A 24,679-nucleotide genomic window follows, 5' to 3' on the forward strand; every position below is an offset into this window, starting at 1 on the left:
GAATCAGACGATGAATATGATAAGAAATAATTGGTTGGCAGGTGTGTTGCTATTGAGTGGACTCACTGCTTGCACCGGCGGACTGGAAGATGCGAATGTCGATCCCAATAAAATGTTGGTGGGAGACGTCAATCCCTATGGGATGTTCGAACCTTTACTTTATAATGGCGGGACGACTGGCAGAATTATACTTGGTACTGGAATGACGAACTTATACAGTTTACCGCCTTTACGGGTGGGGTGACTCGTGAGGAGCATCGCTACAAAATATCGGATGGCGACTGGAAAAGCGTGTGGAATAAGTACTCGGGATTTGCCGGTAACGCCGTCCACATGTACGATCTTGCAGCGCAGCGCGATGATAAGGCGGTAGAGGCAGTAGCCTTGACGCTGAAAGTTCTGAATATGTATAACCTGACCGATATGCATGGCGACATTCCGTATTCGGAGGCTTTTCAGGCACGAACTCCGGGAGGAACAACCAAACCGAAGTTCGATTCTCAGGCCGATGTATACCGGCAGATGTTTGCTGAGTTGGAAACAGCCAATAAGTTGTATGCCGAATCTCCGGTTTTCCAGAAGCCCGAGTTGGACGGTATGTACAAAGGAATATGAAGGCGTGGCAGAAGTTCAACAACTCTTTATACTTGCGTTTGCTTTGTAGGGTGAGTGGACGGTCGGAAATGAATGTAGGACAGAAGATGACAGAGATCTTGGCGAATCCGGCTACTTATCCCGTGTTTACTTCGAATGCTGACAATGCAGTGGTCAATTTCTCGGGAATCAAACCCTATGCAAGCTACTTCGACGCCATGAATGAAGGTAATTTCACAACAAGCGGGCGCAAGCTTACGACGCAGCTAATTAAGATGACTGTAGTTACGGAAGATAATTTGCAGGTGTATGAAGACCCGCGTCTTGCCATTTACGGGCGTAAAAATCCGAATGCGACCATCGAGGTTAATAAAGTAAAGATCAATATTTGGAAAGGAACTGTAGGCGGTTGCACACGTGAGGAGATGAATTCGGTGGATGCCGGGGCAGCCTTCCTGAACTTCGGTGTGTTATGCCGTTCGAATGCACCGGCTACTTTCATGGATTTTGCCGAGGTGCAGTTTATCTATGCGGAGGCTGCGCTGAAAGGTCTGATCAGTGGTGGAGAAACCAAGGCGAAGTCGTACTATGAAGCTGCGGTAAAAGCATCGTTAGAGAAATGGGGGGCTTTGGGAAGTCTAAGCCTCACCCCGGTGACGATTACGGAAGCTGATATGACTACGTTCCTCAACTCGAAACTGGCTTCTTGGGAAAACGCGATCAACAAGCAGGAGCTGTTGGGCAATCAGAAGTTTCTGGCATTGTTCTGGGTAGGTATGGAAGCTTACCACGAATACCGACGCACCGGTTATCCGGAATTGACGATCGGTGCGGGAACCGATTATAATGATTTCCAGTTCCCTGCCCGTTTTGGCTATTCATCGGTTACTTTGGCTACCAATCACGCCAATGCTGAGGCGGCACTCGAGCGTATGGGAGGTGCCAACGATATGAAGACGCCGGTGTGGTGGAGTCTAAAAGCGATTAATAACAGTAAATGAATCACGAACGTATGAAACTAAAGAATATACTTTTTCTATTTGCAGCGGCTTGTCTCTGGACTGCTTGTAGTGATGAAGAAAACGGGGGAGATCCTTATTTCACAATCGAAGGCAACCCAACTTCCTTGTCGGTATCGAAGTCCGGAATTGACTACGATCTGACGAAAGCGCAGAAATATATAGTTCGTTCCAACCGCCCCTGGAAGATTGTTGCCCAAGGTGACGCCGACTGGGTGCGTATCTTTCCGATGGAGGGAGATGCGGACGGTATGATCCGAATCTCGGTCAAAGAGAATATGACATTTGATGAACGGGTGGCGAACTTTGCCTTCGTAGTAGGCGGAGAAGAACAAGCGACATTGTTCCGAGTGGAACAGGATGCCAGTGTACCTGCTATCCGGATAACAGGTTCCGAGAGTGGGCTGGTCGTGGCCCGTGATGGAGGCTCGGTCAAAGTACCGGTGGTGTCAAACATTACCTGGCGGTATGAACTGAGTGAAGGTGCCGACTGGCTCACACCGGGTGAAATAACCGAGAGCTCGCTGGCATTTACCGCTTCGAAGAATAACCTGGGAAAAACGCGGACGGCTGTATTGACGCTGTTAGGCGTTGAGCATCCCGATGTAACGGCTCAAATTACGATTACGCAAACAGGCGCATTGTTGTACGAAGACTTTAGCTGGCTCAACTACGGTAATGCCATTCATTGGGAAACAACCGGAGAGACAGCAATCACCAAATGGACAAATGACGAGATGGGGCACGGCTGGACAAGCCGGAGCGGATGGTGCTATTCTCGTCCCGGATTTATCAAGCTGGGTAAGACGAGCTACGGCGGTGATGTTGTATCTCCGAAGCTGGCTTCCATAACGGGTAGCCGGGATGTTGTGGTATCGTTTAAAGCAACCGCTTACATCTCAAAAGGCGGGGCTAAGGATGATAATACCTTATATGTAGGTGTACTGGGCGACGGCACCTTAGAAGGTGGAGTTACCGTGAACTATGCCGGTGCAGACCTGAAGTTTGTCTCCTTTACGATTGATAATTATCCGAATTCCAGTAACATGGAGAACGGAACCGATTACGATGTATGGGCGCCGGCTCTGGCCGAACGTACCATTACGGTGAAGGGAGCGACTGCAAATACGCAGTTGGTATTCCTGGGTGGCGTGTACGATAGTGCGTTGGGAAGCGTCGGTTCAGGGAAGAATCGTATCTTCTTAGATGATATCGTGGTATTGGAAAAATAAAAAGTATTTTGAAATGGAAAGCGGAGAGGTGCCCACGTTGGTGGAGCACCTCTTTTTGCTTTGCTACTTCTTGCTCTCTTATAGAAGTCGTTTTGTAAGATACTCTGTCTTCTGTCAAAATCCGGTATGGAATATCGACTCTATCTGGTATAAACTTTTAAAGTAGAGCTTAGTAGCTTGAACTGCTTTTTTTGATTAAAGCTTACTCTTTCTTATTGGTATTTGAATATTGAACGAACTTCCATCCCGTTTTTTATTTAGAGGGGTAATTGAACAAGCGGCATAAAGCACAATCGGATCATCACTCTCATCCAAAAATAATTGTGGTCTTTCTAAACGATCTACTGCTACATGATCTCCATTCTTCAATAAAAATTCTTTTTTCATAAACAGAGATTCTTTCGGGAGTTCCCAATGAAACCCGTCAGTAGAATACATCAACGCCAATCCAGGTTGTCCTCTAGTACATAATCCTGTAAAATCCTTGAATATCGCATAAAATAACTTGTCTTTTCTATGATACCACACAAAGGGATCTTCTGCACTCAACTTCTGCCCTTTTTGATCCTTAGGCTCAAATACATAATCATCCATTACAATAAAGGGGCCATCTGGATTATCAGACACAGCAACTCCATGTACCCCCCGCCAAGTTGGATCATAAACATTTCCTTTGAAGAAGAGCAGATATTTCTTGTCGGAAGGCCGGTTGACAACTGTTGGATTTACCATGATGATATTGTCTGGTTTAACAATAGTACCTTCAGGCGAAGGATTCAATATATTATCAGCCTTTACCCGGGTACGTGGAATCAATAACGGCTCTACATGACAAGTATATTTGCCTTCAAGCAATTCTCTAATCGTGTTAAAACTCAGTACTCCTAATTTCTGATTCTGCTGAATGCGCTGACTTCTACTCAACTTTCCTTTAATACAAGCATTCTCACCCGGGTCAACAGAACCACAATAGTACAAATAATACTTTCCATTGAACAGTTTAATATGAGTATTAGATACGGTTTGCGCGTCCCATGTACTTGTGTCAGGTGTATATCCGTCTTTATTGTACACAAAACCTATATTTCGATAGCCTCCATGCGGAGAATCGGACACTGCTACACCTATTTTAGAGCCTAGTAGCCAAGCTTCACCAAATGCCGGATATTGTGGTCCTGCATCCATGGCAGAATAAAAGAGATAATATTTTCCATCTTCTACAGCGCGAATTGCCGACCCACACCACACAAAGTGATTTTCTAAAGAAAATCCGGAAAACCCGGTAGCAAATATAGAATTATCCTTTGGTATGAGTGATAAATCAACGGCTTCAGCCTCATACTTATTCTGTCCCCAAGCCTCAACTACAAAGAAACAGATCAATGACATATAAACTATCTTCATCATTTATTCCTTTTATTATCCGGATAATTAGGACTATATAACAAGCTTTCTTTGCGTATCACAAGTCTGCCTTCTTTTACCCATTCCTCTCCGCGTTCTTGCAGATGCTCCGCCATTGCTTTACGCATGGATTCCATCAACTCTTGAAAAGAAGAATCTTTGGATAAATCATTTACTTCACCAGCATCGTGTACTAAGTCAAATAACTGTTCCTCTCCAGTAAGAAAGAACCATATATATTTAACTTTTCCATCAGTGAGGGCACACCAATAATTATTTTGCCAATAAGCAGATGCATGTTCAATATCAATAAACTTTCTCCATAAATGATCCTTCTTTTCTATCAATGGCAATAATGACATTCCATCCATCGCTTCGGGAATCTCCACATCGTTTATTGCCAAAAAAGTAGGTAAAAGATCACGTAGTTCAACAGGCTCATCAATGGGGATACCTGCTTTAAGGACTTCTTTGCGTGAATGTGGTAACTTAATAATATACGGAATAGCAGCTGAACCCTCATATGCATAGGTTTTACGCCATAGATAATGGTCACCTAGCATATCTCCATGGTCTGCTACAAAACAAATAAGTGCGTCTTCATACATCCCTTTCTTCTTCAGTTCCTCGATAATGCGTCCCACCTGTTCGTCAATGAAAGTGATAGAAGCGTAATAGTGTTTTCGGGAGTTTCGCGCATATTCCGTACCAAAGTTTCCTGAATAGGCTTCGGGAGTTCTTTCCGGCTGAGCACTTTTCGGCAAACTCTCACACCAGTTTCCGATGACGGGATCAGGTATATTTCTCCCCTGGTACATATCTAATATCCGTTGAGGAGGATCATAAGGACTATGAGGTCGCGCAAACGAAATTTTCAGAAATAGAGGTTGATCGGAGGTATATCCCTTGATTGCTTCTATTGCACGGTCTGCTGTCCATACGGTAGGATGCAATCTTTCAGGTAAAGCATATATCTTTGCACCATGTGCATTCCATTTCAGTCCGGTACTATCTGGGTTCAATCCGAAGGCCTCTGTATTAAACCATTTACGATAATCGCTCATAAAATAAGGTGACTCTACCCGCCCACTTTCATCTATAAGGGTTGCTTCGAAACCATGCAATGCATTTTGAGGATGCCAATGCATTTTGCCTATCCCCAAAGTATGGTAACCTAGATCTTTTAGCATTTGCGGCATCTCATATTGATAATGTTCTGCTACCTGTCCGTACCCTAGTAATCCATGATGCCAGGGAGACATACCGGTCAGTAGCCCGGCACGGGCAGGAGTGCTACTGGGAGAAGCTGTATAGGCATTCCTGAATAAATGACCATCGGCAGCTAATCGGTCAATATGAGGTGAAATAACAGCTTCATTCCCGGCACATCCCAAGCGTCTCCCCGTTGCTGATCTGTCATAATCAGGATGATGTGTGTTTTTTTACTCGGATGTCCAGTAGTTGCCATTAACGATTGCGAAGTTAATACCAGACCTCCTGCCAGACAAAGTCCCAACCTTTCGATTCTTACTATTTGATAATAACTCATTGATCTATTATTTTAATACATTATAATTCTCACACATTTCATGCTTTACTTTTTATTTAAATTTATCTGCGATATATAGAATCGCTATACATCACCTGTAAATTCAAAAGTGCTCTTTTCAATTCTATAGTCAAGGAGTCATAGCCAGTTTTCCCATAAAGGTTATGCATTTCTGTAGAGTCAGACTGTAAATCATATAGCTCCCATTCATCAATATCATCGTAGAAATGAATCAATTTATAGCGTTCCGTACGTATGCCGTAATGTCGTTTCACCATGTGTTCTGCTGGGTATTCATAAAAATGATAATAAAGAGCCTTTCGCCATTCTTTGGGATGTTCACCTTTCAGAAGAGGTACAAGAGATACTCCCTGAATATCTGCCGGGATTTCCGCTCCTGTTAATTCGAGAAAAGTAGGCGCATAATCAATGTTCTGTACCATTTCAGTTATATCTCCTCGCCGTTCAAGACCTTGAGGCAGACGCATAATAAGAGGAGTACGCATCGATTCCTCGTACATAAAGCGCTTGTCAAACCAACCATGTTCACCCATATAAAATCCCTGGTCCGAAGTATAAACTACTAGTGTATTATCCAACAGTCCTTTTTCTTTCAGATAATCGAGTACACGTCCGACATTATCATCAAGAGATTTCACTGTTTTCATATAGTCACGCATATAACGTTGGAATTTCCAGTTAGCAAGTTCTTCCCCTTGTAGATTTTTAGAATAGAAGTCATTGATAACCGGAACATAAAATCGATCCCACGCATCACGTTGTTCTTTATCCATTCTTCCGAGAAATTCTTCATAAAGAGACTTTAAACGTGATTCCTTATCCGGGAGCAACATTTTTAAATCATAAAGCATATCCATGTTCTTCACAATACTCATTTCTTGAGCTGCAGCAGCCGGACGCCCTTCGTAATCATCAAAGAAGTTATCCGGTAACGGGAAAGTTTTATCCTCATACAAAGTCAGGTTACTAATATCCGCCATCCAGTTACGATGTATTGCTTTATGATGGATCAACAAACAAAACGGTTTCTTCGGATCACGCTTGTTTTCCATCCAATCAATGGCATCGTCGGTGATGAGATTGGTAATATAGCCATGTCTCTGAATGGTATCATTGTTCTGCGTAATGAAATCGGGATTATAATAGTAACCTTGTCCGGGAATAATTTCCCAATAATCAAATCCGGATGGTAAACTTTCAAGATGCCATTTCCCGACCAACGCAGTCTGATAACCGGCTTGCTGCAAAAGCTTCGGAAAAGTCTGCTGCGAGCTGTCAAATACACAAGTGGTATTATCATAAAATTTATTACTACAACTGTGTTTCCCTGTTATCATACAGGCGCGACTAGGGCCACTTAAAGAGTTAGCCACAAAACTTTGGGTAAATCGCACTCCGTCGGCTGCAATGCGATCAAGATTCGGAGTGTCCATGTAACGCGTATCATAACAACTCATCATTTGGGCAGTATGATCGTCGGTCATAATATATACAATATTCAGCGGTTTCTGCTCCTTTTTTTTATCGCCACTGGCACAAGAGACGACAGACACACAAGTTATGACGCCTGTCATGGCAGATACTATATTCATTTTTTGCATATCTTTCTTTATTATCTTATGGTTAGATCAACAAATATGGGTAAGTGATCAGAACCATAAACACCATTCACAACTCCTTTATTCATTACAGAAACCTTCTTGCCGGCTTTCTTATACTGGTAAATAAAGTCGATACAGACCTTCGGCTCATTTGCCGGAATAGTAGGTTGTGTACTGGCACTCAAGTAATCAAACGAACGCAAAATCGTTTTTTGTGTCAAATCCCCCGCACTCGAATTCATGTCTCCCGCCAAGAATACCGACTTCTTTCGGTTCAATGCTTTCAGTGCATTTTCAATTACCGGAATACTTTCGCATCTTTCTTTTTCCGACAAAGAAAGATGCGTACAGCAAACGATGTATTCTTCAAACTCTGCCAGTAATGCTACACGTGCTTCTTTTCCTTCTGAATTCGGTAAACGCACTGTATATTGTTGCTGTGGTTTTTCTTTAGAAAGAAGTCCTATTCCGTATTTTCCTCCCATAAAATCAATACTTGCTGCATAGAGCGAATGACGGTTAGTGAGTTTCGCCAATTCTGCAAGTACATTCACACCTCCACTACGTTTGGTTACACTGTCCAACTCCTGTACAGCCACCACATCGGGAGCATACTCATTGATCACTTTGGCTATCCGTGCATAATCCTTTTTTTCATCTATCCCCACTCCATTACGCACGTTATAACTCATGATCCGTACAGCGCTTTCCGGCTTATGTCCCTTGCAATAATTGATTCCTATTGCTTCATAGTGCTTTTCGATATGCAATAATCGTTGATAAAAATCCATGAAATTTTTATTTTGCGATTGAGACCAACCTACCTCTGCCAAAGCGGCGACACGTGGATAAAGAAAATAATCACTCTTTTCCTGTGAATCCATATATTCGCTCCAGAGATTTGCTTGCACGCCAATTATACGCTTTTGCTCATCACTGTTTAATTCTTTAGGTAACGGATTAAAGCTATAGGCTTTTTCCAATGGAGTATATCCGGTGTTACTAAGAGGTTCTGTTTTAGGATCGAGTTGGTAGTGGTTGAAATAGAAGTGGCTATTGGGACTTAGAATGACATCGCGACCTTCTTTGGCTGCACGTACTCCTCCCTTAATTCCCCGCCATGACATCACTGTAGCGCTTTGGGACAAATTTCCTTCCAATATCTCATCCCACCCGATGATTGATTTCCCTTTGGTGTTCAGAAATTTTTCCATACGGTTGATGAAGTAAGACTGCAGATGAGCCTCATCTGGCAAATTGCTCTCCTGTATACGCTTTTGACAAGCGGCACACCGTTCCCAACGAGTTTTAGGAACTTCATCACCTCCAATATGAATGTATCTTGACGGGAATAAAGCCACCACTTCATCCAATATGTCTTCTAAAAATCTAAATGTTTCTTCTTTGGTACAATACACATCTTTAAACACTCCCCAGCGACCTTCTACTTCAAAAGGTCCACCTGTACATGAATATTCAGGATAAGCAGCCAAAGCAGCCACACAATGCCCTGGCATTTCTATTTCGGGAATAATTGTCACGAAGCGCTTTTGTGCGTACGCTATCACATCTTTGATTTCTTCTTGGGTATAAAAACCACCATAGCGGTTCACATTCCACTGATACGGTCTTTTGCTGGCATGTCCGATAATTGTTTTATCACGAAATCCGCCAACCTCTGTTAGTTTCGGATATTTTTTTATCTCAATTCGCCACCCCTGGTCGTCTGTTAGATGCCAATGCAGAACATTTAATTTATGAAAAGCCATCAAGTCGATGCTACGTTTTATTTCCTCAACCGATTTGAAATGGCGCGATACGTCCAGCATAAGCCCCCGATAAGAAAATGTCGGAGAGTCTTCAATGTCAGCACATGGAATACTCCATTTTACTTTCGTATTGTCTTCTGCATTACTTTCGATCTCCGCCGGTAATAATTGTCTTAATGTCTGAAAACCATAAAATATACCCGTCGCTGTTTTCCCCTCCAATACTATTTTAGATGGGCGAACAGTCAATTTGTACGATTCGATATTTTTCAAATTCCTATTAATACGACATTCTATCACATTTTTCGACTCGTTCGTATTTGTAATAGATATAGGTAACGAATACCCCGCTGCTGTAGAAAAAAGTTCTGTGAATATCTCTGTGGCATTTTGCATCTCTTCATTTGCGCCCTCTCGCAGAAGAATTCTTGTTTGCCTATCCACAATAAATTCGCTCTTCTTTTGCTCACACTTAGTGGGTACCGGAATAATGGTAAGTTCTCCGGCAAAAAGCCAATAAGGGGATAAAATCATCAGTATGCAAGCTGTTATCAAAATGTTTTTCACCATTGTTTTTGTTATTTAGGTTCATTACTAGGTATTTATTTCCGGCTATTATTCAATCGTTTACAATTTGGTCCCTTGGCATTTCTTCACAAAAGGCAGATGAAATCGAGAAAAGACCAATCTCATCTGCCATTCAATTTACCAACCGGAATCCTGTACTTTATTTTATCGAGGCCGGTTGCTGAACAATCTTAACTGTCTTTGTTGTAGGCCCTACAGTGAATGACATATTACATGTCTTTGCGTTTTTAGCTGTATTTATCGGCGCAGTAAAGTTAAAGACTATATCCTTGTCGTCCTTACTTCCTTTCCTCGTTGTATTATCCAAAGTCCATCCACTAGGGGGGTAGGTCGTCATCGTCCAATCATATTTTACAGACTTAAGAACTACCTCCACCGTTCCGCCTTCTGCCGGCATATCAAATGTTTCACCGGAAAGGACAATGTCATCAGGAGATTTCGGACAAGCTTTTTGGGTAATCTTAAATGTTTTTGTCGTAGGGCCGGCTCTAAATGTAGTAGTGTTCGTCCTAGCATATGCTGTCGTATTCGGATCAACGGTATAAGTGAATTGGACATTTTTGTCATCTTTGGAACCGCCATGTGCGTCATCAATATGACACCATGTGCCAGTTCCCACCGACATAGTCCAGTCGTACAACGCTGACTCTACTGCCAAGATGATAGTACCGCCTTCTTCCCCAACATTATCAGATTCCATTGAAAGGACGATGTCATTAGGAGTGGATGCACGTTTGCTCTGTGTGATTGTCAGTGAAACCGACGCATACCCTCGTGTGAATGTGAATGTCAGTTTGCGATCCAAACTTTGATAAGAAGGGTCTACTGTCCAAGTCACTTTATCTCCGCTCTGACCCTTTGTGGACGATATGCGACACCAACTGTTGGAAGAGTTGTTCACTGACCATCCTTTTGAACTGGTTATTGTAGCCTCAAGCGTTCCACCGTCAGGCCCGATTGTCAGAGCATTTTCTGATAAGGTAATGGCATCTTCTACATACTCACCTTCTGTCTGTCTAATTGTAAACGGCTTTGTGGCATTTCCTGCCACAAAGATATATTCCATTTTAAGAGGCTGCAGAGAAAGATTCTCCTCAACAGTAAATGTAATCACATCACCATTTTTTCCCTCGGTAGCCGATGGTATAGCCCAATAACTATAACCTTTCAGAGTCCAATCTTCCGGGCTGTTGACTTTTACCTCTACAGTGCCTCCTTCTTTACTACACTCATACAACTCATGGTCAAGGGTAATGATACCCACTTCCTCAATGGCATCTTCTCCGCAAGCGGTAAGCATTACTGTAGCTGCGAAGAGTACCAACATCTTATGTTTCAATATAAATAGATTCATAGTTCTCAATTGTTTTTGTTATTTCCAATCTGTTTTAGTATCTTCGGATGACACACCAGAAACCCATTGGATACTAGTGGCGTTTGTAGTTAGTGGATGGCCTTTTTCTGTAAGGTCAGCAAAGGATTTATCTGTTGCATTATAGGTAGTCTTATTGACTCTCCAATATCCTTCAAGTCCGGCAGATGTCGGAAGTACTGATTTTATATTTGACTGAATTTGCTTCTCGGTTCTACATACAGACCATACACGTACTTCCGTGATGAGTAGCTTGCAACTCCCCCAATATGTACTTGACTCAAACCACTTGAGAAAGTTAAACTGACCGGCATTCTCTACTGGATATTCTTTAGTGCCCGCAAATGCTCCGTTCACATAGATGGTAATGGCTGTACCATTATAGGATACGGCCAAATGTTGCCATTTATTAGACTTGAACGAAAGTTCAGGGTTAATCCATTTGTCCGGATTTACATGAAACTGTACCAATGCGTGGGCATCATGTCCATCCTGTGCCTGCTGGGGATCTTCAAAACGCCCCGACAAGTAACCGTTATTGAATACAAAGCGATTACGATTAGCACTGTTCTGCATTTGGAAACGGCACTCGATGGTGTATTGCGGATAGAAGGTGGTAAAATTCTCATTTGTGAGATTTGGGCCTCCCGAGAACTGTGCAAGCTCATTAATTAACACAGGTGTAACAGCTATCACATACTTTGAAGTTACTGGAGCCACCTTCACATGGCTTTTAACAACCTCCACTGTCAGAGGCAGTGCAAGTGGGCGATCGGCTATTTCATCAGGAATCTTATTTAAAATGATTTCTACTGGCTCAGATACATAATTTCCCGCAGTAATTTTTATATCTTGTCCTAGGTCATACAAGTCCTTGTCCATAAGCAGGTACTCGCCCGACTGTTCCTTATTATAGGTGGCAAGGGCAGTTTCGTCTACTGCGAATCGAAGAATTACATCCTCGTTGACCTTGTCGCTCAAAGCCATAGTAAGAGAGATCTTCTTTCCATCTGCTGGAATCATAGTCACCTGCCCTGCGATGCCGGCTTCTCCGAGACTTTCCTGAAGGAAAACAGTCGTTTCGGCTACGTTGTATTCGGCATCATTACAACCTGCAACAAATGCTGTTGCAAGTAATACACTAAAAACATGTTTTATATATCGTTTCATATCTTATTTAATTATTTTGCTGCTACAAAATCATCATCAGTAATAATTTTTGCTCCCGGTGCAGGATTCTGCTGCTGAATACCCTTACGGAACCACTTATACGGAGTGCTACTTACAGCTTCATTATTGAACTTGTATCCGCCGAATCCCCCCTTGCGGAATCCGTTAGAAGGTTCCCATGATGCAAATCCCACAATAGAAGGCATCACATCTTTGCTCCATTTACGATTCTTAATATCTGTCCAAAAGAACCCTCCTTTCAAGCAATCCATTGCCGATTCCACATTTTCGGTAACAATGAATTTATTGGTTACCTCCTCTTCGGTCATTACAGTGCTGAAGGCTTTTACACATTGTGCGAGACGTCTGTCTTTGTCTGCTGCAGTAGTACCTGCAGAAGGTGAGGGAGTACCACCTGAAACAGAATATGCTTGTGATACAAAATAATCTACATACTGAGCCAGATTCGGAGCAAGTTGGTTGACATATCCGTCTATTAGGAACAATCTTCCTGTACCGGACATTGGACCGAAGTAATGTCCCATTTCCTCAACGAACCATCCAAAATATTTTTTATTCTGATCCAGTTTCCCGCCTGTCTCATAGTCTATATCAAAACCATCGTACCCCGATTTATAGAGGGAATCAGAAATGGCGTTTGCATATTTTGCAATCGCCGAGTGGATTGCCTCCTCATCACCGTCATCCCATCCCCAGAATGCTTCTCTTTGCTGCTCGCTACCATTAAACTCGGGTGGTGTATATCCTTGTCCTATTACATGCACGAAACCACAGATTACTACTTTAGTGCCTTTCACTTTCTGTACATATTCCAGATCAGCTTTTTTTGTCGGGGTAAGATTACGGCTATTATCCCACAATGAAATAATATCCATAGAATCTGGAATCGCAGAAAGCATAGCAGAAATATTTGCACTGCCTTCCCCCCAGCCGCTGCACCAGCCAAAAGCAACGGAATGTTCTGATGCTTTGTAATCTCTCAGAGCTTGATAATAGGCATCATCTCTATCTATCTTATCCAGCGGACAATCGTCGTACACATTTACCTCTATGTCCGTCCACTCACTGCACCCTGAAAATACAGGAAATAACACTGCAGCTAAGCTCATTCTCAATATATTGAATTTCATAATCTTTATTTTTTATTACTATTTTTGTGCCCAGAATAAATCGGTAGCTTCATTGTCGGCTCCACCAAGAAGAGTGAGCGCCTCCTGGTAGTTCTCCGTATTGAGGTCTTTTTCTTGATACGGATATCGGACTCTGCGTGCTCCACGAACTACATTTGTAATGATGCCTCCACTAAGATTGCTTACACTCGGAGCAAGTTCCGGATAGCCTGTACGTCGAAAGTCGGCCCATGCTTCCAACCCAAGTGGATAGTTGGCAATCCATTTTTGAGTAATAATCTGCTCAAGATGTTTTTCAATAGTCGATTCGGCTGTCCATGCTATCTTGACTTGGGTTTTTCGGTCATAATTCTGTGCGGCTGCAGCCTCTTTATGGCCTGCTGGAATACTGGTTTTGTTTGCAATATAAGCATCAACGCTAGCTACACCCCACTGTTCGAAAGATAACTTAATACCATTCTCATAGAATTTTTTTGCGTCTCCTGAAATCCATCCTTTGAGTGCAGCCTCTGCCAAAAGGAACTGCGATTCTGCAGCTACAAAGACAGGGAGTAAATCCTCATGTTTGAAAGTCAGCTTGCTTCTATTAGCATCATAACCAGGTAAGATTTCGTTGCCTCTTCGCATTCCTACATATTTTCCATATTGTGCTTGCCATGCTGCAGCTGCTGGTGTAAACCATTTGTCTGCTCGTCCATCATTGTATCCTACCATGTAGCTCACGAGGGAAGATGCCGGACGAAGCTCATTCCAAATAGAACCGGCAATATTGTACGGGTTACCCATTGACTTTGGATCGCGCAAAGCATTGTCTGAATTGGACATAATATAACCTATAGGAGAATTCATGGCATCTACAAAGGCTTCTTTATTTTCAGTTCTCATTGCGACTCTCATGATGATGGATTCTGCAAATTTAGCCCAAGCAGAATAATCTCCGCCATAAATCGGGTCGCTGCCAGCTAACGGTCTATATCCCGGAGCAGAAGTTACAAAATTGGTCAGCACTTCTGCGGATGACTTCAAATCGTCGATAATGTGTAAATATACATCCTCGGCCGAATCGTATGCTACGGTCATATCTCCGTCTTGCACCTGAGAGTAAGGAATCGGACCATGAATATCGACTACACGTGCCATTGACACTGCTTTAAGAAGCTTTGCAAAGGCAAAATAGTGTCCTCGACCTTCTGTTATATGCTCTATCTTAAAATAGTTGGCATAAATGGTATTGAATGCTCTATTGTAAGCACTACCGGCCCAATTGTCTGAAATGTTGAATGTATCAAAGTTCTGACCATTCCAGCGAGCATTTAATGCGAAATATCCTCCATAAGTACCAATCATCTGATCGACCATCTGAGAAGAGTTCTGCTGAACATACATCAAAGGTTCAAACATGGTTGCAATCAGTACAGAGGGATCTTCTGTACGTAGGGCAAAAGGATCGGTATTATATTCTTCAAACTTATTTGTACAACTGCTCACCGCTATTGCTGTGAAAGCTGCCAAAGCTGTTGTCTTTATTATTTTATTCATAACCTGCTAAATGTTTTAGTATTGGAATTTGATATTGAATCCAAAATTACGGTTGCTAGGGAGCATAAAGTAATCGACTCCCTGATAGTAGTTGTTTCCTGTAGAAGCAGAAAGCTCAGGGTCGAACGGTGCTTTGCAATAAATCATTGCAAGATTTCGTGCCACGAAACCAAATGTAAGTCCTACCTTATTGCTAAACAAAGCCTTAGGAAGCGTATAGTTTAAGGAGAGTTCTTGCAAACGAACATTCGTCGCATTGTAAAGATAGTATGCACCGTGACCTCCATTACCTGCAGAAATGGTTTGATAGTAGCTCTTGGGACTGATAGCACCCTGATTGACCTTTATAGGCGTTCCTTCTCTTGCTAATGCTGATGCTTCAGACACACCGTAATAATCTAGTACCCCCTGAGTACCTGAATATACAAGTCCTCCGATACGAGCGGTGATAACTACTCCGAGAGAAAGACCTTTGTAATCGAAGTTGTTGCTCCATCCAAGATTACACTTGGGTGAGAGAGAACCCACCTTGACTGGATCGACCGCCTCCATAGAGATATTACCGTTATTGTCGACAGCTACAGAGCCGTTGTAGTCGCGTTTTATAAAATGATTTACATAAATATCTGAAAGCGATCCACCCTCGCGAAGAATCACCTGAGGTGCTACGTTTGCAGTTCCAAGCCAAGACTTGCGGATTTCCGTGATTCGGTTTACTGCTCCTGTAAGCGGATTTACGATGTCGTCGCCGAGGTCAACAATCTTGTTCTTGTTGAAAGTAAATGTAAAATGGCTTCCCCATCTAAAGTCTCCCCATTTGTTGTCGTAGCCGAGCCCCAATTCTAGACCCTCATTTTGAACATTACCAGTCTGTGCGATGAAGTTTGAGTAGCCCGACGATGCAGGAAGTGAACCATACACTGTCTGGTTGAACGTATTAGAACGATAGTAAGTCGCATCAAGACTGAGACCCTCGAAGAATTTTGCATTCATTCCTACTTCCCATGAGTGAGTATTTTCAGGCTTCAAATTTCTGTAAGGATATGTAGAGTTTTGGCCCCATGTATCAGTTTGTTCGTTGAATACAAGGCTGGGATTCGAAATGAATCTTGAGAATGCATTCGCAACCATTGAATAAGATCCGCGTACTTTAAGGTATGGAATCCATTCGGGGAGTGAAACCAAATTAGAAATAATGGTCGAAAGACCTACTGAAGGATAAAAAAAAGACTTTTGATTTGAGAATGCAAGCTGTGAAGCCCAATCGCTACGTCCTGTAAGAGTAAGGTAAATGGCGTCATTCCAACTTCCTTCCGCTGAAACGAATATAGACTGAGTTTGGTCGTGCCATCCTTTCTCGTTTCTCTTAAAATGGGATGCTAAATCTAGATTATTGGCAGCAAAATGGTTGGCAACGACAAGGTCACCTGACATATAGACACTATAAAAGTATTGATCGTTCAGTGAAGCACCGACATTGGCCACCAGTCTGAATTTATCCCAACTCTTATCTAAATTGGCCATTACATCCGCATATACGGTACGGTCGTTTCCATTTTCCACACGATAGCCTCCGTTAAGGCCAGCAAGAGTAGTATTAGTAGATGCTGCGAACTTGTTATTTTGCTGTGTAGTAGATTCGTCCATTCGCACACGCCCTATGATATTGAGCCAGTCGGTAGCATTATACTGGAGTGAAGCATTGAGCATATAACGGCGTTTGTGCATCTCCCTATTCATCCTGTTTTGTATCCAGTAAGGATTTTGTATGGTATGAGCTCCTGCACCGTAAGGCCAGTATTGCATCTGTATTCCACGTGCATCATTCCATCTTTCAAATACTCTGACTTCATCAAAGTTTTCTCCTCTCGGAAAGAGGTAGAGACCTACAATAGAGTTGTTATAAACTCCTTGTGAGACGAGGTTTTTATTGTTTTGTATGATGAAATTGACACCGAAGTCAAGAATCAACTTATCTTTTGCAAATTTGGAAACATTGCGGGCTGAGAAGTTATACCTGTTATATTTGCTTTCTGGAACAATACCCGCAGAATTAGTAGTGGAAGCCGAAAGATAAGTCTGGTTACGCGCGTTTCCTGTGGAAAGAGAAATTGAGCTGATAATATTCGTACCTGTGTTAAAGAACTTGCTAGGATCGTAACTATAACTTTTCGGAAGAGGATCACCCCAGCTTTCATAATCAGCGGCAGTTTTGCCGTAGCGGCTCTGCATCTCAGGCATCATGTACGCCTTAGAAAACGTAGTGGAGTTATTGATTGTCACAGAGGTCTTACCTTCTGCTCCTTTCTTTGTATTGATGATGACAACACCGTTTGCTGCATCAGACCCGTAAAGGGCAGCTGCTGACGGTCCGGTAAGCATGTTGACAGATTCTATATCTTCAGGGTTTATGTCGGCTGCCGCTTCTGATCCCGTAGAACCTCCAAATACTCCGCCTCCACCATCGAAGTTTCTATTGTACATAGGAATACCATCTATAACGTAAAGGGCTGTATTGCCTTTCTCAATGGATTTCATACCACGCATTACCACACGAGTAGCAGAACCTGGGCCGGCTGCACCGGAATTGATTGTAACACCTGCTACCTTACCGACCAACGAATTTATAAAGTTCGCATCTTTCACTGCCGTAAGTTGATCGCCTTTTACTTCCTGCACATTATAACTCAAAGCTTTTGTTGAACGCTTGATACCTAATGCCGTTACGACTACTTCGTCCAGCTTCTGCGCCTCGTCCTTCAATATGATATTTAAACTGGTTTTTCCTTTTACTGAAACCTCCTGGGTTTGATAACCGATATAGGAAAAAATAAGTATCTGATCCGCAGTTTGAGTTGTGATTTTATAGCTACCATTAAGGTCGGTTATCACTCCGTTATTCGTTCCCTTTTCCAAAATAGAAACGCCTATTAATGGTTCGCCATTCTGATCTTTGACCGCGCCATTCACTACTTTCTCGTCCTTTGAGACGATGACGTTTTTTTTTGCTGCTAGCACAATTTTATCATCTATAATAGTATAGCTAACATTGGTTCCTGCGAATACCTGATCCAAAACATATAGTATGTTCTTTTCTGAAGCAGAAACCGATACTCGACGATTAAAATCGATGTTTTTATTATTAATAAAAAAGCCAAATCCCGATTCTTTCTGAATTCGGTGTAGTACCTCCCCAACCGTACAGTCGGTTGCTTTCAAGCTAATAGAAGTTTTTTGAGCATGCCCTTCGGATGCATACCCCAATCCGACGGAACAAATTAGTATTATGAATAGTAGTTTCATAGATAGTGGCATTTTTTTTAAAGTGCGTGCAGGCGACTTTAATCTTCCAAAAAATTGGATGATACAATGATTTTGCATAATTTTGAAACGATTTTAGTTAGAAAATTGGTAAACTCTACTTGTCGGCAAAACAAGTAAGGATCATACGACTGATTTTTCATACGGGAGGATACGGCAAATATCATCCGTATGTTTTTGGTAAACTAGGGATCTTTGTTTTTCATCGCAATATGTTTTTAAGGGATTAAGGTTTATTTATTAGTACTAATAAATATTTCTATTTTGCTTTTTTCTTTATTGGTTTGCTCATTATTTAAATAGCGCCAGTTTATCTTTGAAGAGGCCTTGATATAATTGAGTATTTGTTCCAAGCTTTTATTTATAAACTCTCCAGAGAATGAATCATCATCAGGAACATTTTTCAGAATCACAAATGTTACATTATATGTTTCGGCCAAATTATTCAATGCGTCTCTTAAAGGAGTTTGGTCAAAAATAATCTTTCCATCTTTCCAAGAAAATTCTTTTTCACCTGAAGTCGTATACAGTTGGGGCTTTCTATTTTGGGAATTATAAACTAGTTTTTGGCCCGGTTTCATTGTTATATATTCCTGTTGATGGCTGGCATTGTTGAATTCAAAATTAATTTTCCCCTCAATCAGAGTTGTTATTACATCTTCGGCATCCTTGTGAGCTTTTACATTGAATTTAGTTCCCAATACTCTAATGCTGGATTGATGAGCAGTAGAAACAATAAATTGCTTTTTCGGGTCTTTTTGGACCTCAAAATATGCTTCACCATCCAGCTGTACGTTACGTGTTTGAGAGGCAAACCGGCTGGGGAAAGTGAGCGTACTTTTTCCATTCACCCAAACTGTAGTTCCATCTGCCAATGTCACTTGCGTGCGTTGTCCGGCAGGAACAGAAACAGTCTGCATCCTTATATTTTCTTCTTGTAATACTTGTAACACGATATAAGACAATCCAAAAGCAATCACAAACACAGCAGCAATACGCATAATTCCTTGCATGGCTATTTGCAATGTGCGTTTTTTTACGGTCTTGGCACATGGTTTATCAGCATCTTGCCAGATCAGCGCATCATAGCTTTTGCGCAGTGACATAAACTTTTTTAGATTGTTAGGATCAGAGTCAATCCATGTCACAACTTCCTCTGTCTCTTGCTTAGTTGCTTTCCCTGAAATATATTTTAAAAGTAATTCTTGATGCATACAATGTCTTTTTATGAGTGATAACAACAGAAGTTTGTTCTCCCTTCATTAAGAATACCACCCACGGCGTATATTCCCTAGTACAAAAGAAGATTTTTTTTATTGTTATTAAAGAAATGTATACTTTGAGCTTGAAAATAGGAGTTTCTTTTACCTTATTCAGAGCATAAAGAAGAGAAATGGAGTATAGTCTTTCAAATTCTCGCGAAGTATTTTAACTGCCTTACTAATGTGATATTCTACCCCTTTTACGCTGATACCTAATTCATCAGCTATTTCTTGATGCGACTTTCCATCCAGACGAGCTGATATAAATGCAGTTCGCGTACGCTCTGGCATATTCTCGATTAAAGATTTAGCTTTTAACCGCAATTCTTCAGACATGACTTCTTCCGGATTACATGCTTCCAGTGTGGATATGCGAATTTCCAATTCACGTTGCCCTTTATCCAATAAATCCTGAAAGACATTCTGCCGAGTTCGGATATGTTTCAGATAATTAAGTGACTTGCTACGAATATAAGTGATTAATATAGCCTCAATACTTTCAATTTTCCCCTTTTTACTTAGTTCCCATAAATGAATGATTGCTTCGGAAACAATATCCTCTGCAACTAAATCATTATGTACATATGATTGGGTAAACAAAAATGCCTTCCTGTAATAGGCGTTGTATACATGGTTGAAATTAAGAGCCATCTTTGTGTTTTCTATAAGTGCTTAGTAAATGCAAAGAAACATATTTTATTTCAATTAGAAGAATATGCCTAACAATATCTTGCATATGCATTTATACTACACCGTTATTCTGTTTTTTCGTATCAGTATGCTACTTCTCGGAATGGTCGTTTTTTCATCAGGCAGACTTAGGCAAGACGCAAAGATTCCCTCCGCCCGAAAATGAATAATGTCATTTCGGACGGAGGGAAAATGAATGGATCGTACCTATGCTATTCTAGGTACGGGAGGCCTGACTTAGGGTTTCAATACTACTTTTTGACGGAACGATTGTCCGAAGCGATTGGTTGCGACAACCTCTGCCTGTTGGGCCTGATGGGAGGGGCGTACGCGGAAAAGGTGGTAGGTGTGATAACCGGTTCCTTTGCCTTTATTCATCGTGATGAAAGCTTGGTCTTCGTCGTCAAATGATTCCAGCACGCCTTTTTTCTCTACTCCGTCTTCATAATACTTCAGTGTCCAGGCAGGATCGTAATCCCAGATGTTGGCAACCAGAAATTCCGGTTGCGACTGGAACTCGCCCGGTTTGTAGATGCGGAACTGATAATCCAATGGCTGTCCGGTAGCTTTATACTGCCAGGATACCTGATCCCCTTTCACATTCAGCAAGAGGTAACCGTTGGGAGCTCCGCATCGGTTCACTTCTCCTGCCCACCAGGCTCCGCATGCGGCACCGATGTTGTGCTCGTAAATGTTGGGAGACACCACACGGTTCTCGTAATAATGGGTATGTCCGGCGAATATATGGGTTTGGTAAGCGTTGAGTATTTCGAATAGTTGAGCGGCGTTACGGGCGTTCCCGTCGCCATTGTGAGAATGGTTGGCAACGGGCGCGTGTAGGTTGAGTAATACCAAGGTACCCGGTGCTACGTAGCTGAGGTCTTTCTTTAGCCATTCTAATTGGGCAGGCGTGAACCGTTCTTCGTATTTTTTTTGTCCGTAGTAGTCGATGTCTTTCATCGAAATGATATGAGCTTTGCCTACGTTAAACGAATAATCGGTCGGCCCAAAGTTCGCTTCAAAGACATGCTCCGCCCATTCATCTGCTGTTGGCGTGTTGTTTAGCGCGGCGTATTGAAGATCAAAATCATGGTTGCCAATGGTGTGATACATCGTCAGGTTGAGTTTGGCGATCGACTCTTTATAAGGAGCGAAGAGTTGCATCGCATCCCAAACAATGTCACCTAGCATCATGCCGTAAATCTCTTGTCCGCCCAATGAACCTAAAGTTGCTTCCAGATCCGGCAGGGTTTCGGTACGGAAACGGTCTAGCTGCTTCTCGTTTTTCACCTGTGGGTCGGAGATCGCGATGAATACAAAGTCGTCTGTTGGGGCCGTCCGTCTTTCCAATACAAAATTGTGTTGGTTGATTTGCTGCGTTTTGTTTAGGGGTGCATAATAACCGAAGGGAAGCGCGTCTTTTATCTTGGCTTTGTATTCAGCGGGTACCGACAGGTAGACAAACTTGGACTGACAGAGGTCGGACAGCAACGAATAGCGTCCTTTCTCATCCGTTTGCGTGAAGTTTGCTCCATCCGTTACCACTACACCGGCTATCGGTTTCTTTCCGGTGTCGGTTACGACACCTTTCACTGTCACCTTCTCCTTCATCGAGGCTTGAACCACGCTGCTGCTTACCGTCAGGAGAAGCAAGAGGGAGATTAAAAGTTTACTTGTTTTCATTGAGTTCTGTGAATCTAATTAATTTATCAGCAAAGAGAGCTGAATGGAGTGAAATGGGAATGACAGAGAAGTAACATTTGCGTTTCCACGGGTGATTATGGGCAAAGGCTACTGTCCGGCAACTTCTTCGATTCGAATATACACGTTTTCTTTTAAATAAGCAATAATCCTGAGACATACTGTTTTAGCTTCATCGACCGAATGAAGAACTGCCGGCGAAAGTGGTTGAAACGTATGTATATGAAATAGTCCGTTCTATATAATTTTCAGTGTGGTCTGTCTACTAAACTCAAAACGAAGGCGAATGCAGCTTATGTTTGCGGCATGGAAATATTAAAACTCAAATAAGATTAAAAAGATGCGGAAAATAACTCTTGTAATGATGGCTTTGCTTGTACTATCGCAAGTCATATCTGCTCAAAATACGACTGAGCTGACTCAGACAATTCGAGGTGTGGTTAGCGATAACGATTCGGGAGAATTGTTGCAGTCAGCAATGGTGAAGTTAGAAGGCACTTCAATTGGCGTTACTACTGATGCGGAAGGAATCTTTGTTTTAAGTCGAGTGCCGATAGGCAGGCATACGGTCTCCGTGAACTATCTCGGTTATGAGACTTCGATCATCAAGGAGATACTTGTCGGCTCAGCCAAAGAAGTTTATCTGGAAGTAGGACTTCTTCAGAAGCCAATTGAACTTGAAGGACTGGTTGTTCGGCCCCAGATCAATAAAGCGAAACCGCTTAATGAGATGGCTTTACTTGGGGGACAAATGTTCAGCGTAGAAGAAGCAAGTCGTTTCGCGGGGGGAATGGATGACCCCGCACGTTTGGCTAGCTCGTATGCGGGGGTGGCAACGCCGAGTGTTTCGAACAACGGCATATCCGTGCGGGGTAATGCTCCGAGCCTGCTGCAATGGCGCCTGGAAGGTGTGGAGATTCCCAATCCCAATCACTTTGCGGATGTCGATGTTTTGGGAGGAGGCTTTTTATCGGCGTTGAGTAGCAATGTACTGGGGAATTCGGATTTCATGAACGGTGCGTTTCCGGCGGAGTTTAACAATGCGGTTTCGGGTGTATTCGATATGAAGTTGCGCAATGGTAATAATCAAAACTACGAGCACACTTTCCAGTTTGGCGTGCTAGGTATCGATTTTGCCTCCGAAGGGCCTATCAGCAAAAAGCAACGCTCTTCATATTTGGTGAATTACCGTTATTCGACCACGCAACTTGTAGAGAAAATACGTGGGAAAGAAGATATGGGCGGTACGCTTGGTTACCAGGACTTAAACTTCAAACTAAACTTCCCGACTCAAAAGGCAGGCGTGTTCTCTCTGTGGGGACTAGGATTTATCGATAACGTTGATCCGATTTTAGAAGATTTCGGAAAGTGGAAATACCTTGATGATGGTTCTCTGACCGGTGCCAAGCAAAAGTCCGGAGCCGGTGGCTTGTCGCATAAATACCTGTTCGGCAATAGGAAAACATCGCTTAATACCACCTTGGCAGTGACCTATTTATGGAATAGCATCGATGAAGAAGTGGTGGATCTGGACAACAACCGGAGCCCCCGAACCGATATGACGTTGAATACCACGAATCTGGTGTTTACATCCTTCGTGAATCATAAGTTCGGTGCTCGGCACACCAATAAAACAGGTGTGACGGTTACCAATATAGATTACGATATGAATTTAGATTTCACACCGACCTTTGGCAATCCGCTAGCGAATTATGCTAAAGCAACGGGAAACACGACCCTAATATCGGCCTATAGCAATTCGAAAGTAGCGCTTGGCCGAAAATTCCTTCTCTCTGTCGGCGTAAATATGCAACATCTGGCCCTCAACAAAAATACAACGGTTGAACCTCGGACCAGCCTGAAGTGGCAAGCTACCCCGAAAAGTTCTTTGGCCGTTGGGTATGGCTTGCATAGTCGGATGGAGAAACCGGATGTCTATTTTGTTAAGGATGCCAACGGGAATCAACCGAATAAGAACTTGGATTTGACTAAAAGCCACCATTTAATACTCTCTTACAACTATCGGATCTCGGATAATATGAATCTACGCGTTGAGCCCTATTATCAATACCTGTTCGATGTTCCGGTTACGGCCGATGGTTCGTTCTCGATTCTCAATAGAGACCATTACTACCTGACGGAGTTGTTGGTCAATGAGGGTAAGGGACGCAATTACGGAGTTGATCTAACATTCGAACGATACTTTCAGCGGGGGCTCTACTATATGGTTACCGCTTCGCTTTTTAACTCGGAATACCGGGCGGCTGACAACAGTTGGTACAGCACAAAGTATAACAGGCGTTTCATCCTGAATGGCTTGATCGGTAAAGAGTGGATGTTCAAACGTGATGTGCTGGGGGTAAACCTAAAGCTGACGTTAATGGGTGGCAAACGTTATTCTCCGGTAGACGAAGCGGCGACAATGGCTCATCCCGACAAAGAAGTGCAATATGATGAGACTCGGATGTATGCCGAACAGTTTTCTCCGATGTTCATAGGCGACTTCTCGATAAGCTATAAGATGAATAGAAAGCGTGTGGCACACGAATTTGCGATTAAAAGTGTGAACGCAACTAAGCAAAAGGAGTATAAAGAACATAAGTACAACATCCAAACAGGTGTTATCGAACCTTACCGTCCGGAGACATCAATGTTTAATATTAGCTATAGAATTGAGTTTTAATTCATATATTTGG

At 42.5% G+C, this 24,679-nt stretch carries 14 protein-coding genes and 2 pseudogenes; 4 read left to right on the forward strand and 12 right to left on the reverse strand.

The features are described 5' to 3' along the window. Positions 1–10 precede the first annotated feature (10 nt). The 3 genes and pseudogenes from JCM10512_RS21195 (at position 11) to JCM10512_RS04245 (ending at position 2,845) form a co-directional block, all read left to right on the forward strand. Positions 11–244 (forward strand): hypothetical protein, encoded by a 234-nt coding sequence (locus tag JCM10512_RS21195; protein ID WP_052517097.1) that lies wholly within the window; start codon positions 11–13, stop codon positions 242–244. Next, positions 241–1,595 (forward strand): annotated as a pseudogene (locus JCM10512_RS21205) (SusD/RagB family nutrient-binding outer membrane lipoprotein). Before JCM10512_RS21195 ends, JCM10512_RS21205 begins: the two are co-directional and overlap by 4 nt. Positions 1,596–1,606: 11 nt before the next feature. Further along, a complete protein-coding gene (locus tag JCM10512_RS04245; RefSeq protein ID WP_158332181.1) occupies positions 1,607–2,845 on the forward strand; it encodes a BACON domain-containing protein in 1,239 nt (412 codons plus the stop codon). Positions 2,846–3,040: 195 nt separating this feature from the next. Here JCM10512_RS04245 and JCM10512_RS04250 read toward each other — a convergent pair whose 3' ends face one another. From JCM10512_RS04250 to JCM10512_RS04305, 12 genes and pseudogenes are all read right to left on the reverse strand, one after another. After that, positions 3,041–4,252, reverse strand: coding sequence for a glycoside hydrolase family protein (locus JCM10512_RS04250; RefSeq protein WP_044160707.1), 1,212 nt, complete (start codon positions 4,250–4,252; stop codon positions 3,041–3,043). Beyond that, positions 4,249–5,717 (reverse strand): annotated as a pseudogene (locus tag JCM10512_RS04255) (arylsulfatase). The gene JCM10512_RS04250 and the pseudogene JCM10512_RS04255 overlap by 4 nt, the downstream one beginning before the upstream one ends. Before the next feature lie 143 nt (positions 5,718–5,860). Continuing rightward, positions 5,861–7,393 (reverse strand): sulfatase family protein, encoded by a 1,533-nt coding sequence (locus JCM10512_RS04260; protein ID WP_394354201.1) that lies wholly within the window; start codon positions 7,391–7,393, stop codon positions 5,861–5,863. Between the two features lie 38 nt (positions 7,394–7,431). Next, positions 7,432–9,759, reverse strand: coding sequence for a family 20 glycosylhydrolase (locus tag JCM10512_RS04265; protein ID WP_081741215.1), 2,328 nt, complete (start codon positions 9,757–9,759; stop codon positions 7,432–7,434). A gap of 157 nt (positions 9,760–9,916) precedes the next feature. Next, positions 9,917–11,131, reverse strand: a complete 1,215-nt coding sequence (locus JCM10512_RS04270; protein ID WP_081741216.1) for a BACON domain-containing protein — start codon at positions 11,129–11,131, stop codon at positions 9,917–9,919. An 18-nt stretch (positions 11,132–11,149) separates the two neighbouring features. Further along, positions 11,150–12,319: a DUF1735 and LamG domain-containing protein gene (locus JCM10512_RS04275; RefSeq protein ID WP_044160712.1), complete on the reverse strand. Its 1,170-nt coding sequence runs from the start codon at positions 12,317–12,319 to the stop codon at positions 11,150–11,152. An 11-nt stretch (positions 12,320–12,330) separates the two neighbouring features. Next, complete coding sequence (locus JCM10512_RS04280; RefSeq protein WP_044160713.1) at positions 12,331–13,470, reverse strand: glycoside hydrolase family 18; 1,140 nt, start codon at positions 13,468–13,470, stop codon at positions 12,331–12,333. Positions 13,471–13,488: 18 nt separating this feature from the next. Beyond that, positions 13,489–15,009 (reverse strand): SusD/RagB family nutrient-binding outer membrane lipoprotein, encoded by a 1,521-nt coding sequence (locus JCM10512_RS04285; RefSeq protein ID WP_044160715.1) that lies wholly within the window; start codon positions 15,007–15,009, stop codon positions 13,489–13,491. Between the two features lie 15 nt (positions 15,010–15,024). Next, complete coding sequence (locus JCM10512_RS04290) at positions 15,025–18,324, reverse strand: SusC/RagA family TonB-linked outer membrane protein (RefSeq protein ID WP_439644354.1); 3,300 nt, start codon at positions 18,322–18,324, stop codon at positions 15,025–15,027. Positions 18,325–18,563: 239 nt separating this feature from the next. After that, positions 18,564–19,544 (reverse strand): FecR family protein, encoded by a 981-nt coding sequence (locus tag JCM10512_RS04295; RefSeq protein ID WP_044160719.1) that lies wholly within the window; start codon positions 19,542–19,544, stop codon positions 18,564–18,566. Between the two features lie 159 nt (positions 19,545–19,703). Continuing rightward, the gene (locus JCM10512_RS04300; RefSeq protein WP_044160721.1) at positions 19,704–20,243 is read right to left on the reverse strand and encodes an RNA polymerase sigma-70 factor; all 540 of its coding nucleotides are present in this window, start codon (positions 20,241–20,243) and stop codon (positions 19,704–19,706) included. Positions 20,244–20,519: 276 nt separating this feature from the next. Continuing rightward, a complete protein-coding gene (locus tag JCM10512_RS04305; protein ID WP_044160723.1) occupies positions 20,520–21,965 on the reverse strand; it encodes a calcineurin-like phosphoesterase C-terminal domain-containing protein in 1,446 nt (481 codons plus the stop codon). Between the two features lie 358 nt (positions 21,966–22,323). Between JCM10512_RS04305 and JCM10512_RS04310 the strand changes: the two genes are divergently transcribed. Then, on the forward strand, positions 22,324–24,666 hold the full coding sequence (locus tag JCM10512_RS04310; protein ID WP_044160725.1) for a TonB-dependent receptor: 2,343 nt from the start codon (positions 22,324–22,326) through the stop codon (positions 24,664–24,666). Positions 24,667–24,679: the final 13 nt, after the last annotated feature.

Source organism: Bacteroides reticulotermitis JCM 10512 (assembly GCF_000517545.1).
Taxonomy (GTDB): Bacteria; Bacteroidota; Bacteroidia; order Bacteroidales; family Bacteroidaceae; genus Bacteroides; species Bacteroides reticulotermitis.